15 protein-coding genes are annotated in these 14,021 nt (G+C 48.7%); 8 read left to right on the plus strand and 7 right to left on the minus strand.

Annotated features, from left to right (window positions below; all coding sequences use genetic code 11):
* Positions 1–29 precede the first annotated feature (29 nt).
* A complete protein-coding gene (rplI, locus tag AB8599_RS01255) occupies positions 30–479 on the plus strand; it encodes a 50S ribosomal protein L9 (protein WP_407332006.1) in 450 nt (149 codons plus the stop codon).
* Positions 480–687: 208 nt separating this feature from the next.
* Here rplI and AB8599_RS01260 read toward each other — a convergent pair whose 3' ends face one another.
* Positions 688–1,431 carry a YdiY family protein gene (locus AB8599_RS01260; RefSeq protein WP_407332007.1) on the minus strand — a complete coding sequence of 248 codons (744 nt, stop codon included), beginning with the start codon at positions 1,429–1,431 and terminating at the stop codon, positions 688–690.
* Between the two features lie 165 nt (positions 1,432–1,596).
* Between AB8599_RS01260 and AB8599_RS01265 the strand changes: the two genes are divergently transcribed.
* From AB8599_RS01265 to AB8599_RS01275, 3 genes are read left to right on the plus strand one after another with little or no spacing between them, the layout of a single operon-like run.
* Positions 1,597–3,006 (plus strand): replicative DNA helicase, encoded by a 1,410-nt coding sequence (locus AB8599_RS01265; RefSeq protein WP_407332008.1) that lies wholly within the window; start codon positions 1,597–1,599, stop codon positions 3,004–3,006.
* Positions 3,007–3,018: 12 nt separating this feature from the next.
* On the plus strand, positions 3,019–4,095 hold the full coding sequence (gene alr, locus AB8599_RS01270) for an alanine racemase (RefSeq protein ID WP_407332009.1): 1,077 nt from the start codon (positions 3,019–3,021) through the stop codon (positions 4,093–4,095).
* A gap of 17 nt (positions 4,096–4,112) precedes the next feature.
* Entirely contained in the window at positions 4,113–5,375 is a 1,263-nt protein-coding gene (locus AB8599_RS01275) for a BamA/TamA family outer membrane protein (RefSeq protein WP_407332010.1), read from the plus strand.
* Between the two features lie 58 nt (positions 5,376–5,433).
* Here the strand turns inward: AB8599_RS01275 and AB8599_RS01280 are convergent, their stop codons facing one another.
* Positions 5,434–5,853: a secondary thiamine-phosphate synthase enzyme YjbQ gene (locus tag AB8599_RS01280; protein ID WP_407332011.1), complete on the minus strand. Its 420-nt coding sequence runs from the start codon at positions 5,851–5,853 to the stop codon at positions 5,434–5,436.
* Positions 5,854–6,121: 268 nt separating this feature from the next.
* On the opposite strand from AB8599_RS01280, the gene pgi reads away from it, so the two are divergent.
* On the plus strand, positions 6,122–7,774 hold the full coding sequence (pgi, locus tag AB8599_RS01285) for a glucose-6-phosphate isomerase (RefSeq protein ID WP_407332012.1): 1,653 nt from the start codon (positions 6,122–6,124) through the stop codon (positions 7,772–7,774).
* A 66-nt stretch (positions 7,775–7,840) separates the two neighbouring features.
* Here pgi and AB8599_RS01290 read toward each other — a convergent pair whose 3' ends face one another.
* Both AB8599_RS01290 and zur read right to left on the minus strand, forming a co-directional pair.
* Positions 7,841–8,302 carry a chemotaxis protein CheX gene (locus tag AB8599_RS01290; protein WP_407332013.1) on the minus strand — a complete coding sequence of 154 codons (462 nt, stop codon included), beginning with the start codon at positions 8,300–8,302 and terminating at the stop codon, positions 7,841–7,843.
* 17 nt (positions 8,303–8,319) lie between these two features.
* Positions 8,320–8,778 carry a zinc uptake transcriptional repressor Zur gene (zur, locus tag AB8599_RS01295; RefSeq protein WP_407332014.1) on the minus strand — a complete coding sequence of 153 codons (459 nt, stop codon included), beginning with the start codon at positions 8,776–8,778 and terminating at the stop codon, positions 8,320–8,322.
* Positions 8,779–9,091: 313 nt separating this feature from the next.
* On the opposite strand from zur, the gene dusA reads away from it, so the two are divergent.
* The 3 genes from dusA to AB8599_RS01310 all read left to right on the plus strand — a co-directional run bounded on the left by dusA (position 9,092) and on the right by AB8599_RS01310 (position 11,385).
* Positions 9,092–10,132, plus strand: coding sequence for a tRNA dihydrouridine(20/20a) synthase DusA (gene dusA / locus AB8599_RS01300; protein ID WP_407332015.1), 1,041 nt, complete (start codon positions 9,092–9,094; stop codon positions 10,130–10,132).
* 193 nt (positions 10,133–10,325) lie between these two features.
* On the plus strand, positions 10,326–10,592 hold the full coding sequence (gene pspG / locus AB8599_RS01305) for an envelope stress response protein PspG (RefSeq protein WP_407332016.1): 267 nt from the start codon (positions 10,326–10,328) through the stop codon (positions 10,590–10,592).
* A gap of 154 nt (positions 10,593–10,746) precedes the next feature.
* On the plus strand, positions 10,747–11,385 hold the full coding sequence (locus AB8599_RS01310) for a TIGR04219 family outer membrane beta-barrel protein (RefSeq protein WP_407332017.1): 639 nt from the start codon (positions 10,747–10,749) through the stop codon (positions 11,383–11,385).
* 137 nt (positions 11,386–11,522) lie between these two features.
* Here AB8599_RS01310 and AB8599_RS01315 read toward each other — a convergent pair whose 3' ends face one another.
* Genes AB8599_RS01315 through AB8599_RS01325 form a run of 3 tightly spaced genes read right to left on the minus strand, consistent with a single transcriptional unit; the run spans position 11,523 to position 14,021 of the window.
* The gene (locus tag AB8599_RS01315; RefSeq protein ID WP_407332018.1) at positions 11,523–12,311 is read right to left on the minus strand and encodes an ABC transporter permease; all 789 of its coding nucleotides are present in this window, start codon (positions 12,309–12,311) and stop codon (positions 11,523–11,525) included.
* Positions 12,308–13,036 carry an ATP-binding cassette domain-containing protein gene (locus tag AB8599_RS01320; RefSeq protein ID WP_407332020.1) on the minus strand — a complete coding sequence of 243 codons (729 nt, stop codon included), beginning with the start codon at positions 13,034–13,036 and terminating at the stop codon, positions 12,308–12,310. Before AB8599_RS01320 ends, AB8599_RS01315 begins: the two co-directional genes overlap by 4 nt.
* 7 nt (positions 13,037–13,043) lie before the next feature.
* Positions 13,044–14,021 carry a YVTN family beta-propeller repeat protein gene (locus AB8599_RS01325; protein WP_407332021.1) on the minus strand — a complete coding sequence of 326 codons (978 nt, stop codon included), beginning with the start codon at positions 14,019–14,021 and terminating at the stop codon, positions 13,044–13,046.

The following is a 14,021-nucleotide window of genomic DNA, read 5'->3' on the forward strand; positions in this document are numbered from 1 at the left end:
CACTGTCCAAGTTAATAGAGGAATAGATAATGCAAGTTATTCTGCTTGATAAAATCGGTAACCTGGGTGGTCTGGGTGATCAGGTAACAGTTAAGTCTGGTTACGCTCGCAACTTCCTTATCCCTAAAGGTAAGGCAGTAATGGCAACTAAATCTAACGTTGAGCATTTCGAAGCTCGTCGTGCTGATTTGGAAGCAAAAGTTGCTGAAGTTTTGGCTGCTGCTCAAGCACGCGCCGAAGAAGTTGCAGCACTAGAGGCGGTTGTTATCGCTTCTAAATCTGGTGACGAAGGTAAACTGTTCGGTTCTATCGGTACTCGTGACATCGCTGATGCAGTAACTGCTGCTGGTGTTGCTGTATCGAAGAGCGAAGTTCGCCTGCCAGAAGGTGCGCTACGTAACGTTGGTGAGTACGAAATCAGTCTGCAACTGCACTCTGAAGTATTCGCAACTGTTAAAGTGAGCGTTGTTGCTGAGTAATTCAGTCGCACGTAAGCTTTGAAAAAACCGGCCATTGGCCGGTTTTTTTGTGCCTGAAGAAACGGTACTGGAAAAAGCAGGCCTAGGGGCTAAGGGGCATTTTTCCCAAGCGTGGATCTATGAGGTTTCGGATAAGATCTGCCACTGAAAATACTTTTTTACCTTTACCTTTACCTTTACCTTCTTACAGCCTTATCTCTTGGCTTTTTCAAAACCGATAAACCATATTCACCGTAAAAATTGAATCGCGATTCTTCAGTCCTGGCGGTACTTGGTCGATGTATTTTTGCGTGGTCGAAATCTTCACGGCCAAATCGTCTATCAGGCTGGTGGACAGCGATGCACGGGTTTCGATACTGGAGTTACTTGGTCCTGCAATCGCGGTGACTCGCCCCTCAAACAAAGCGGTCTCATTGATTTGCCAAGTCAGCTCTGCTTGCGTCCTGACAATAAACTCTTGCACGTCATAGGGCATGACGAGGTCATCATCATCGATTTCATCAAGGTTAGGGCTTTGGTAGCGGTAGCCAGGACCAACTTCGAGCAGTAGTGAGAGATCTTCCTGCCAAATTGCTTGATAACCCAAACCGGTTGCGAGCGTCAGATCTTGATAATAAGGACCGTATTTGTCGTCAATGAAGCTGATGTTGCCTAACACATAGCGCTTGGGGTCAAACTTGTAGTTGGCTTGGCTTTCAAATTCACTTTTATGCTTATCTTCCTCGCCGTCTTTTTCAACCAGCAAGAATTTGGCTTCCGAAGTATGGCGATAAGGCCCTTCAGTGAAGTTCACGCCTAAACGACTGTTAAGCGTCATGGAATCAGAATTGCCTGAGAGAGACTGAAATCCAAGTTCCACCTCGGATTGCCAGCGTTCAGGTACGCTAGCCTCGGCGCAAAGAGGCAATGCAACCAGACAAAACAGAGACGGTTTCAACAGCACTCGCGCCATATGGGTTACCATTACAAAACTTGGGACGATATTTTATATGAATATCCCTTCATTGCGTCAGCAAGACGTTAAATAGACAGCAAAATAATTTGTCTTTGCACTTGGTCGTGCGTCGGAAAAGGATTCGGCTATAATGACCTGCGCAATGACAAGGTACTAAGTGATATGGCAGAGCAACGCAGCAAGCAATTTAATTCAAAGAAACCCAAAGACAGTCAGGTAGATGCCCTGAAGATGCCGCCGCATTCGTTAGAAGCGGAGCAATCGGTGATCGGTGGTCTGATGCTAGACAACGAACGTTGGGACAGCGTGGCAGAAAAGGTGGTAGCTTCTGACTTTTATAGCCGCCCCCATCGCCTGATTTTTGAAAGCACTAAGCTATTGCTCGATGCGGGACACCCTCTTGATCTCATCACACTTTCAGAGCATCTAGAAAAGCTCAATTTGCTTGACGATGTGGGTGGCTTTGCCTATCTCGCGGAGCTAGCGAAAAATACGCCAAGTGCAGCCAATATCGTCGCCTATGCAGACATCGTGCGTGAGCGCGCCATGGTGCGTAACCTTATTAGTGTGGCAAACGAAATAGCCGACGCGGGCTATGAACCTGAAGGTCGTTCGTCAGAAGATCTGCTCGACATGGCGGAGAGTAAAGTGTTCGCGATTGCCGAGTCGCGCACCACGAAAAACGAAGGCCCACAAAACATTGACACTGTGCTGTCAAAGACGCTTGAACGTATCGAAATCTTGTTCAAATCGCCGCAAGACGGTGTGACAGGGGTATCGACGGGCTTTACGGACCTGAATAAGAAAACCGCAGGCCTGCAAGGTTCCGATTTGATTATTGTCGCAGCACGTCCATCTATGGGTAAAACCACTTTTGCGATGAACTTGTGTGAAAATGCCGCGATGGATCAGGAAAAGCCTGTCCTGATTTTCTCACTAGAGATGCCCGCCGAACAGCTGATGATGCGTATGCTTGCTTCGCTATCCCGTGTCGATCAGACCAAAATCCGGACCGGACAACTGGACGATGAAGACTGGGCGAGGATCTCCTCTACGATGGGGAGCCTGATGCAGAAGAAGAATATGTACATCGATGATAGCTCTGGTCTAACGCCGACGGACGTGCGCTCGCGTGCGCGTCGTGTTGCGCGAGAGCATGGTGGTTTGTCGATGATCATGGTCGATTACCTTCAGCTGATGCGTGTACCGGGCTTACAAGATAATCGTACCTTGGAAATCTCTGAAATCAGCCGATCGTTAAAAGCGCTCGCAAAAGAATTAAACGTGCCTGTTGTTGCCCTGTCGCAGCTTAACCGCTCTTTGGAACAACGTGCCGACAAACGTCCTATCAACTCAGATTTGCGTGAATCAGGTGCAATCGAGCAGGATGCCGACCTTATTATGTTTATCTATCGTGATGAGGTTTATAACCCTGAAAGCCCACTGAAAGGCGTTGCCGAAATCATTCTTGGTAAGCAACGTAACGGTCCAATCGGTTCTGTTCGTTTGACCTTCCAAGGGCAGTATTCTCGCTTTGATAACTACGCAGGTCCTGCGTTTGATGAAGAGTAACCGCGAGGTATTATGAAAGCGGCAACCGCAATAATTCGCAAAGCAGCATTCAATCACAACATCGATGTTATACGAGCCATGGCCCCGAACAGTTGTACATGGGCGGCCATCAAAGCCAATGGTTACGGGCATGGACTATTACCTGTTGCTAAGGCGTTGGCGTCGCAGACTACTGGTTTTGGTGTTGCACGTATTGAAGAGGCGTTGAAGCTTCGTGCTGCTGGTGTAGTGAAACCCATTTTACTGCTCGAAGGGTTTTACTCTGCGATCGATTTACCGGTTGTGCTTGCTAATAACTTACAAACTGTCGTGCACTGCGAAGAACAATTGCATGCTTTTGAATGCGCAACGTTAGAACATCCAGTGACGGTATGGCTGAAAATCGATACTGGCATGCATCGTCTTGGCGTTCATCCAGAAGATGTTGGCGATTTTATCGAACGTTTGAATGCGTGTCCGAATGTCGCCAAACCGCTGCATTTCATCAGTCACTTTGGCCGCGCTGACGAGCCAGAGCATCCTCTTACCCAACAGCAAATCGATGTGTTCAAAACATTGACTGCCGGCCAGCCAGGTTACAAATCATTAGCCGCATCATCTGGCACTCTATTGTGGCCCGATAGCCATTTCGACTTTGTGCGCCCAGGGATCAGCCTTTACGGGATTTCGCCCGTGTCAGAGCGCACCGGTGCAGATTTTGGCCTGCAACCCGCGATGACCATGACATCTAGCCTTATTGCTGTGCGACGTGCCCAAAAAGGTGATGCCATTGGTTATGGCGGACGTTGGATTGCACCACGTGATACTAAAATAGGTGTGGTTGCCATCGGCTATGGTGATGGCTATCCGCGTGTCGCACCAGATGGCACGCCTTTGATTGTGAATGGTCGTCGTGTCCCCCTTGTCGGTCGCGTGTCGATGGATATGCTGACTGTCGATTTAGGCCCCGATGCTACCGATCGCGTTGGTGACGAAGTGATTTTATGGGGGCCTGAATTACCCGTGGAAGAAATTGCACAACACGTCGGCACGATTGGCTACGAGTTGGTCACCAATATCACATCGCGTGTCGATATTATTTATACCTGAAGACATCGTAGGTTCTTTTGAAAATATCCTTTTCCAAAGCCGTAACTTGGGTTGCGGCTTTTCTATGTATCCCTCTTAGTGTCATGGCGTCAGAAGCGGAAAGTACTGTCGCGACAGAGCCTTTAGATATTGAAGCTGTGCCTTTTGCTTTTTCCACTGAAGCCATGGGATTATCTGCGGGTATAGCCGGTCTTTGGAAGCAAGCGGGTCAGCCGCAGGCATCCTTGTTTGTCGCAGGCTTGGGGACCAGCAAAAGCACTTGGATGGGTTTTATATCCGCTAACAACTACACGTTTTCACCAGAAAGTCGTTGGCTGGTGAGCGCACAGTTTTATGAAGGCGATTTCAAGCAATTCGACTATTTTCTTGGGGAAGCTGCATCCAACTCCTCCTCGTTTGATGATCGTCTAACTGCCGATAGCCGAGATGCACAACATCATATTGGCTTTCGCTATATCTTGCCGTGGGGCGCTGGTGAACAGCAGCCTATTCGCGCAGCGCTGTCTCCTCGGCGCGAAGTTGACGGTGATACGCCTTGGAGTAGCGGTGTTTCTTCGTTAGAGCTGCGCCCCTTTTACCAAGCGCAGAAATTAACGGGTGAGGGGGTTGATGCGCCCAGTGATTTTTCGTCAGCTGATGACGTTTGGGGGCTAGAAACCCGATTTCGTTGGGATAACCGCGATAGCCTTAACAGTCCTACAACGGGCAGTCTCAGTGATGTGATTGTGACCGTTGATCCTGGTTCTGATAACAGAGCAAGCTGGTGGCAGTGGGAGGTTAATCAGAGCTGGTACTGGAACTTGGGCGCATGGAAAGATATCGCCAATCAACAGGTGCTTGCTTTCAATGTGTACACCTCAGATACCCCAAGCTGGGATAACACCACCACAATGAATGGACAAACCGAGTTTCACCGCCCGCCGGAATTTGCCAGTGCGCGATTGGGCGGCTTGTATCGTCTTCGTAGTTATCAAAGCGGCCGATTTGCGGGGCGTTCTGCGCTGAATTATAGCCTTGAATATCGTGTGATGCCTGAGTGGCAACCCCTTGATGAAATGCCTGTCTTTAATTGGTATGACGTACCTTGGTGGCAATGGGTGTTGTTTGCCGATGTCGGTCGAGTGGCAAATGAGTACGATGTTGCCGAGCTTCATCGTGATATGAAATGGAGTGGTGGTGTTGCTATGCGCTTTCAGGTTGAAGGTATTGTCGTTCGTTCAGAAATGGCATGGGGAAGCGAAGAAGGGCTCTTTAGGGTGATGATTAATCAGCCGTTTTAAGGTTTATTTGCGGCACTAGGAAGTACGCATCCTAGTGCCAAGTAAAAGCTTGCTGCCGCTATTCTCCTTGAATCGTGACAACTATACGTCGTGACCCTCCATGATCTCTGTGTTCGCCCAAGTAAATGCCTTGCCATGTGCCCAGTGCGAGTTGCCCATTGGTGATCGGAATCATCACGCTTGAACCAAGTAGTGACGCTTTAATGTGTGCAGGCATATCATCATCACCTTCATCGATATGTTCATAATAAGGTGCGCGCTCAGGCACATACTGATCGAAATGCGCTTCCATATCCGTACGCACCGTTGGGTCCGCATTTTCGTTTAGAGTGAGGCTTGCAGAGGTGTGTTGAATGAATATATGCACCAAACCTACCTGCATGTGCTGGATTTCAGTTAGCTGAGCGGTTAGCTCTTCTGTAATGAGGTGAAAGCCGCGTGGCTTGGCACGGAGATTAATGGTTTTTTGTAACCACATTTAAAACACCCTAAATGGTAAAAATTGGTTAAAGTCACCTGCATAGAAAAAGCGGCGATGTGGTGACGAATCGATCACTGACCTAGCGCAAAATTATCGTCACATAAACGTGCCAACATGACGACCCAAAGTTGCTCTGGAATCAGTGTAAACTACATCGTAACATTGCGTGATTCTGGAGGCCGAGTGATATGCACGGTCTGCCTCTGTAATGCGTGGGATAGCAGTGCCCGCGTCAACAGACTCTGTCTACAAAGGAATAATAATTATGTTGAAGTCCATCAATCCGACGCAAACGGCCGCGTGGAAAGCGCTGACCGCCCATTTTGAAGATGCGAAGGATTTGACCCTCACAAAGCTGTTTGCTAGTGACGCAAACCGTTTTGACAAGTTCTCTGTTCGTTTTGGCGACGGCATTCTGCTCGATTATTCTAAAAACCTCATCAGTGAGCAGACGCTAGACAAATTGTTCGCGTTGGCCGATGAAACCCAGCTGAAAGACGCTATCGCCGCTATGTTCCGTGGCGACAAAATCAACCAAACAGAAGATCGTGCAGTCCTGCACGTTGCGCTGCGAAATCGTAGCAACACGCCAATTATGGTTGATGGTGAAGATGTGATGCCACATGTCAACGCGGTTCTTGAGAAGATGAAAGCCTTCTCTGAGCGTGTGATTGGTGGTGAGTGGAAAGGTTACACCGGCAAAGAAATCACTGACGTTGTAAACATCGGTATCGGCGGTTCTGATCTGGGGCCATACATGGTGAGTGAAGCGCTAGCCTCTTACAAAACGCGCTTGAACCTGCACTTTGTTTCCAACGTAGATGGCACCCATATCGCCGAAACGCTGAAAGATCTGAACCCAGAAACGACCTTGTTCTTGGTTGCATCAAAAACTTTCACAACACAAGAAACCATGACCAACGCATTGTCAGCACGTGATTGGTTTTTGGCGAAAGCAGAAGACCAAGCACATGTGGCGAAACACTTCGCAGCGCTTTCTACCAATGCGAAATCGGTCGCTGAGTTTGGCATCGACACCGACAACATGTTTGAGTTTTGGGATTGGGTTGGCGGCCGCTATTCACTGTGGTCGGCGATTGGTTTGTCAATTTGTCTGTCTGTGGGTTATGACAACTTCATCGAGTTGTTGGCCGGTGCGCATGACATGGATAACCACTTCCAGCAAACCCCGTTCTCTGAAAACTTGCCAGTACTGTTGGCATTGATTGGTGTTTGGTACAACAACTTCTTCGGCGCAGAATCAGAAGCGATTTTACCGTATGACCAATACTTACATCGTTTTGCGGCATACTTCCAGCAAGGCAACATGGAATCAAACGGTAAGTATGTCGATCGTGATGGCCTGCCTGTTGATTACCAAACTGGCCCAATCATCTGGGGTGAGCCAGGTACCAATGGCCAGCATGCGTTCTACCAGTTGATCCACCAAGGCACCAAGATCATTCCTTGTGATTTTATTGCGCCAGCGATCAGTCACAATCCGTTAAGCGATCACCATCCGAAACTGATGGCCAACTTCTTCGCCCAAACCGAGGCGTTGGCGTTTGGTAAAACTCGCGAACAAGTGGAAGCGGAATTCATCGCAGCAGGCAAAACTGCCGCAGAAGTTGCTGAGCTTGTGCCATTCAAAGTGTTCGAAGGTAACCGTCCAACCAACTCAATCTTGGTAAAACAAATTACTCCGCGTTCGCTGGGTGCATTGATTGCGATGTACGAGCACAAAATCTTCGCGCAAGGTGTTATCTGGAATATCTTTAGCTTCGATCAGTGGGGCGTAGAGTTGGGTAAACAATTAGCGAACCAAATCTTGCCAGAGCTCGCAGACCAACAAAACGTGGATAGCCACGACAGCTCAACCAATGGTTTGATTAACACGTTCAAACAGTGGCGCGCATAAGCAAACTGTTTGACTAGAAAAGAAAAAACGCCGCAATTGCGGCGTTTTTTTATTTGGAATATATGACTAATCGAAACAGATTTCGATGTATGCACGACCAAATTCAGAGTCAAACGGCATGATAATAATCTGGCCTTCGCTCTTGTGGGTAATGGTGTGATTTTTTCCTGACACCACAATTGGTGTCGCCATTTCAAAATCGAAGCCTTTCTCAGCCAGTATGCGCTTCGCTCCGCCCGTCACCATGTTGGTGATTTCTCCGACCATATCGGTAACATCAGCATCGATTGACGTTGGGCGCTCACCCAACATGCGATTCATGATTTCTAGCGCAAGTTCTTCTTCAAACGTAACAGATAGAGAGCCTTTGGTTTTATCGCCAACCATGCCGATCAAACCAGAGACATCGCCTTTCGCGATTTCTGTTTTCTTTAACTGCGGCTTCTTTGGAGTGATTTCTAGCTGCGCCATCGTGGTCAGCACATTCACCAATGAAGACAAAAATGGGTTTACAAATTCAGCGCGCATAATAACTCTTCACCGTCCTACTGCATTTTATGTGGTGCCAGCTGGCATATGTGGCATGTTCCATGGGTTTCAATGACGTGATGACTCACTACAAAACCAACCTGACTTGCTTTTTTTTGAAGGGCGTTAGACAAGGTGTCGGCATGACATTCTTCTACCGTACCGCACGTATCGCAAATCAACAGTTGAGAGCAATGTTGCTCATGACCGGGCAGACAGCAAGCAATAAAGCAGTTAGTCGATTCAACTTTGTGCACAAACCCCTGAGAAAGCAAAAAATCGAGTGCTCTATAAACAGTTGGTGGCTTGGCCTGCGGCTCGACTTCCCTCAACACATCAAGCAGATCATAAGCGCTGATCGCACGCTTACTCTGAATGATGATGTCATACACTCGTTCCCGTTGTGCAGTCATCCGCACGCCCCGTTGTTCACACAGAGATTGGGCTCGGGCGATGAGTTGTGAATGATTGGCCATAAGACCTCAAAAATCAGATTGAGGTTGTTATTCTATCACAGCAAACAAAACACGCACTCTCAAGGCCGTGACCGTGGTTCGCCTTTTGAGACATTGTAGTTTGTGAATGTTGTAGCTGCCGCACATGTAGAGGGGTGAATCGAGGCATAAACATGTGCCGTTGAATATTTTTGCGGTCTTACGTTAACGGCAGTGCATTTCAGATTCTCTGCTATTTGGTCCAGCTCACACTTTGAGGTAGAATCCGCTCACTTTTTATCAGGTGCTGCTTTTGGTGGCATTTTTGCGTCACTAAGTGCAATGAGGTCGATCCATGCTTAACGAAACTACTGACATTCACAACCCGCAATCAGGCAGCGTGCCTGAGGGTTTGTCATACCCGTCAGCCCGTTTCTCCGTCGCGCCGATGCTCGATTGGACTGACCGTCATTGTCGCTACTTCCACCGCATTCTTTCGAAGAACGCGCTGCTGTATACAGAGATGGTGACCACGGGTGCAATCATTCACGGTAAAGGTGATTTTTTACTGTTTAATGAAGAAGAGCATCCTGTGTCTTTGCAATTGGGCGGTTCTAACCCTGTCGATCTCGCAACTTGTGCCAAACTGGCGGTTGAGCGTGGCTATGACGAAATTAACTTGAACGTGGGTTGCCCGTCTGATCGTGTGCAAAACGGCCGTTTCGGTGCGTGCTTGATGGGTGAAGCCGAGCTGGTGGCGCAGTGTGTTTCAGCTATGAAAGCCGTGGTGGATATTCCGGTTACCGTGAAAACTCGTATCGGTATTGATGACCAAGACAGCTACGAGTTCTTGGTCGATTTCGTGCGCACAGTTCACGAGAAATCAGGCTGTGACAACTTCACCATTCATGCCCGTAAGGCGTGGCTTTCTGGTTTGAGCCCGAAAGAAAACCGTGAAATCCCGCCGCTGGACTACCCGCGTGTTTATCAGCTGAAAAAAGACTTTCCACATCTGACGATGGCCATTAATGGTGGTATCAAATCTCTTGAAGAAGCCGAAGCGCATTTGCAATTCATGGACGGTGTGATGATTGGCCGTGAGGCCTACCAAAGCCCGTACATGATGGCAGAAGTTGATCAGCGTCTGTTCGGTAGCAATGCGCCGATCATTAAGCGCAGTGACGCGGTGAAAGCCATGTTCCCTTACATTGAAGAGCAGCTAAGCAAAGGCGCTCACCTGAATCACATTAGTCGTCACATGTTGGGCATATTCCAAAACATGCCTGGCGCACGTCAATGGCGTCGTTACATCAGCGAAAATGCGCATAAACCCGGCTCAGGTATTGAAGTGCTTGAAGCGGCATTGGCGAAAATCCCTGCTGAGTTAAATGTATAAACATTACCAGCAAAATGCTGGTTAAAATTACCGCAAGGATTGGTGTGATTTACCAATAAATAGGAAGGCGTAGCGAGTTAATCGTTACGCTTTTTTGTTATCTCTCTGATTTATAACGGCTAGTAAAGTTGGCCTGCTTTGTGCAATACCTGAACATAATTGGGAATGTCACTGTGTACTTGAGGAGAGTCTGATGATTGAGTTTCTATTTCTGGTGGGCTTCACCATTGCATTGTTAGCCACAGGCATTAGTTTTATTGGCGTGATTGCAGCCATGGTAGTGGGCTTCGTCGTGATGGCACTGGCGGGTATGATTGGCTTGGTGTTTAAGATGTTGCCATGGATTATTTTGATTGCGGTGATTATTTGGTTGCTAAAAGGGCGCGACAAAACGGCGACAAATGCCCGAGACTATTACCACAAGCGTTCACGCCGCAGTGATCGAGCGCGCCGCTACTAACGCGACAATGATATGGGGGGAAACCCCCTTTAGTGTCCAGATTTATATTGATGACTCCGCATGAAATTACGACAGTTTATGCGGAATTTTTGTGTCAGTTTTGCTATAGTCCTCGCAAACCATAAACTGCAAAATGTAAGGCGGAGTCCTTTCAATGAAAAAATTAAACCTTTCTCTTGCTGCGTTAGCCGTAGCAGCAACCGTTTCTCTGCCTGCGCAATCAGCGGTACTTTTGGGCGCGAAAGCGGGCGTCGATGCTTGGTACGCCGATGCGAAAATCAACGATGTTCGCGCTGATGATGCAAGTGTTCAGGGCTCTTACTACGTCGCATTTGAACACTTCATCCCATTGGTGCCTAACGCAAAAATTCGTTACACCGGTGTTGAATCTGAGAAGTTTAATACTGACTTCACTCAGTATGATCTGATTGCTTACTATGAAATTCTGGACAATGACCTGATTTCTTTCGATATCGGCCTGAACCTGCAGAAATTCGATGGTCGTTTTGCGGGTCAGAACTTCGATGAGTGGCAACCCGCTGTCTACAGTGATGTGCGTCTGGGTATTCCAGCAACGCCAGTGTCTTTGTTCGGTACATTTAGCTTTGGTAGCTACGATGAAACCAGCACGGTTGATGCGGAAGCGGGCGTATTGTTCACACTGGGTCTTGTTGCGGCAGATCTGAACTTCAAAGCGGGTTACCGTGTTCAAGATTACGACTTCAAATATTTCAGCGGCCCAGCTAAGTTCATGAACGACGGCTTCTTCGGTGGTGTTGAGCTGAACTTCTAATTGCTTTTAAGCAATGTGAGTTTCGAAAACCGCGCCTTGGCGCGGTTTTTTTATGCCTGTTGTTGTGGCTGAAAGGATTGCTGCAGGAGCGAAAAGGTTACTGACAAGCGGTTAACTGAAACAAGCAAAAAACGATGCTAGCGTCCGCCTTTTCCTTGATCTCGCGTGGGCTGAAAGCCCGCAACCGCAAGAATAACAAACACCAAGGTACAGGCAAAAACCACCAGCAGGGCGGTGACATTTAATTGTTTATACAGTGCAAAACGTATTAACTCGACGCCAAATGTGAAGGGATTAAAGCGGCAAATCTCATACAGCCACACGCTGGCTTCTTGCATCTTCCAAAGCGGGTAGAGCGCGGAAGAGAGAAAAAACATCGGGAAGATGACAAAATTCATCACCCCCGCGAAATTTTCCAATTGCTTGATGCGAGAGGCAATCACAATCCCGATCGCACTGAGCATGAGGGCGGTGAGAAAAAGGGCCGGGATCGCCAGAATGTAACCCATCGGCTCAAGCGGTCTGTCATAAAGGGCTGCGATGACCAAGAATACGCCGACCTGCAAAACGCTGACCAATGCGCTCGCAATTTGTTTTGAAAGCAACAAGAACGGTCTAGGCAAAGGGCTGGTGAGTAAGACTTTGATGCTGCCCATTTCGCGGTCATACACGATCGACAGTGAACTTTGCATACCATTGAACAGCAAGATCATGGCGCACAAACCCGGCAGTATGTATTCCTCGTAATTGATGTAAGTGGAATAGGGCTCCATGATGGCGATGCCGAGCGTTGCCCGAAAACCTGCCGCAAACACAATAAGCCACAGCAGCGGCCTGACTAAACTGGCGGCAAAACGCGCCCGCTGAGAGAAAAAACGTAGCCATTCGCGATAGCAGATCCCAACAAAGGCATACCAATAGGTCATCGGGCGGCCTCCGTGTTTTCATCATCCGTGGTCAATGCTGCAAACACTTTTGCCAGTGTGGGGTGTTGATGCAGGCTGCGTAAAGTGCTGGCTTTGTTGTGTGCCTGTAATTTACCGCGGTGTAAGATCAGCACGTCGTCATCGTCATCCACTTCTTCAATCAAATGGGTTGCCCACAGCACACAAAGTGGTTGCTGCTCGCAAAGGGCACGCACAGCATCGGACAGTGATTTGCGCGCTTTGGGATCCAGCCCGCTGGTAGGCTCATCCAACAGCAATATCGAAGGAGAGTGCATCAAAGCGCGAACAAGTTCGGTGCGACGACGGTGTCCGCCGTTCAATGAACGCACTTTGTCGTGAAGCCGATCTGATAGCGCAAAGTGCGCCAACAAAGGCGAGGCTTTATCCATGCTTTGCGCTTTGCTGAAACCGTGCAGTGCCCCGTAATAACTGAGGTTTTGCGCCACGGTCAAATCCATATCCAGCGTACTTTGCTGAAACACCACGCCTAGTTTGGCCATGGTGCGCCGGCTAGGGCTTTCACTCAGTAGTTTGATGTCCCCTTGTTGGCAGGGCGTGAGCTGGGTCAGCAGCGAAAATAGCGTGCTTTTCCCCGCGCCGTTGGGCCCAAGCAACATATGCAAACCCTGTCCGAGCGACAGGGTGATATCGTTTAGCGCAAGACGCGCGCCATATCGGTGAGTGAGTTCGCTAACATCTATCATGAATGGATTAGTTCGCCTCTTTGACTGCAACACCCCAAGGGTAGCGGCCGACTTTGACGGTTTTTAGTACCTTTCGGTTTGGCACGTCGATGATCGACACATCACCACTGACGCCATTGGTGGCAAGCAATCTGTCCTGCGCCCCGTTAAACGCCATTTGCCACACGCGGCGACCTACCAACAAGTAGTCCTCCACTTCTAACGTATCAGTATTAACTACCGCCACGTGGTTTGCTGGACCTAATGCGACAAACGCCGTTTTTCCATCACCGGTCAGGCGAACGCCGACGGGTTGCACTTTGTCTTTGTGCACGCCTTTGGGGGCAAAGTTGATTTTCTTGATGATCTCTTTGCTGGCAGTATCAATAACAGATACTGTGCCGCCGATTTCTGCACTGACCCAAAGCTGCTTACCGTCAGGAGTGAACTCGGCATAGCGTGGACGTGCATCGACCAAGGTGTTGTGCACCATAGCGTTGGTTTTGGTATCAATCCAATGAACCATGTTGGAGGTTTCAGAGGTAATGATCGCGGTGTTTCCATCCGGGCTGACTGCAACACCTTCCGGCTCCACACCCACTTCCACTTGCGCGATCACGCTGGCGCTTGGAATATCCACCACTGTCATTAATGCATCGTCTTCATTGGCGATGTAAAGGCGTTTGCCATCTGGATGAAGGGCGAACAATTCAGGATCTTCCCCTGATGGTAATTCACCCACTAAGGTGTTGGTCGCCAGATCGAGCACTTGTACGGTGTCAGATTCACTGGCGCAGATGTAAAGCTGCGTGCCGTCCTTACTGAGTTCGATGCCTCGAGGGCGATCGCCCACAGCGATGGTGTTGACCACTTCCATGGTATCCATATCAATCACACTCAGGGTGTCGTCTTTTTCATTGGCCACATAGGCAAGTTCCTTGGCCATCGCTGGCGAAGTCAGCAAGGCACCAAGTATCAGTGCAAGCAGTGAGCGAGTCAGAGTCAT

It is taken from the genome of Enterovibrio litoreus (genome assembly GCF_045679545.1).
Taxonomy (GTDB): domain Bacteria; phylum Pseudomonadota; class Gammaproteobacteria; order Enterobacterales; family Vibrionaceae; genus Enterovibrio.

Coding starts and splice junctions, on each gene's coding strand:
- AB8599_RS01280 (WP_407332011.1), bottom strand. CDS start 5,853: ATGTGGTTACAAAAAACCATTAATCTCCGTGCCAAGCCACGCGGCTTT.
- zur (WP_407332014.1), bottom strand. CDS start 8,778: ATGGCCAATCATTCACAACTCATCGCCCGAGCCCAATCTCTGTGTGAA.
- AB8599_RS01315 (WP_407332018.1), bottom strand. CDS start 12,311: ATGACCTATTGGTATGCCTTTGTTGGGATCTGCTATCGCGAATGGCTA.
- pspG (WP_407332016.1), top strand. CDS start 10,326: ATGATTGAGTTTCTATTTCTGGTGGGCTTCACCATTGCATTGTTAGCC.
- pgi (WP_407332012.1), top strand. CDS start 6,122: ATGTTGAAGTCCATCAATCCGACGCAAACGGCCGCGTGGAAAGCGCTG.
- AB8599_RS01290 (WP_407332013.1), bottom strand. CDS start 8,302: ATGCGCGCTGAATTTGTAAACCCATTTTTGTCTTCATTGGTGAATGTG.
- rplI (WP_407332006.1), top strand. CDS start 30: ATGCAAGTTATTCTGCTTGATAAAATCGGTAACCTGGGTGGTCTGGGT.
- AB8599_RS01265 (WP_407332008.1), top strand. CDS start 1,597: ATGGCAGAGCAACGCAGCAAGCAATTTAATTCAAAGAAACCCAAAGAC.
- dusA (WP_407332015.1), top strand. CDS start 9,092: ATGCTTAACGAAACTACTGACATTCACAACCCGCAATCAGGCAGCGTG.
- AB8599_RS01325 (WP_407332021.1), bottom strand. CDS start 14,021: ATGACTCTGACTCGCTCACTGCTTGCACTGATACTTGGTGCCTTGCTG.
- AB8599_RS01320 (WP_407332020.1), bottom strand. CDS start 13,036: ATGATAGATGTTAGCGAACTCACTCACCGATATGGCGCGCGTCTTGCG.
- AB8599_RS01310 (WP_407332017.1), top strand. CDS start 10,747: ATGAAAAAATTAAACCTTTCTCTTGCTGCGTTAGCCGTAGCAGCAACC.
- alr (WP_407332009.1), top strand. CDS start 3,019: ATGAAAGCGGCAACCGCAATAATTCGCAAAGCAGCATTCAATCACAAC.
- AB8599_RS01260 (WP_407332007.1), bottom strand. CDS start 1,431: ATGGCGCGAGTGCTGTTGAAACCGTCTCTGTTTTGTCTGGTTGCATTG.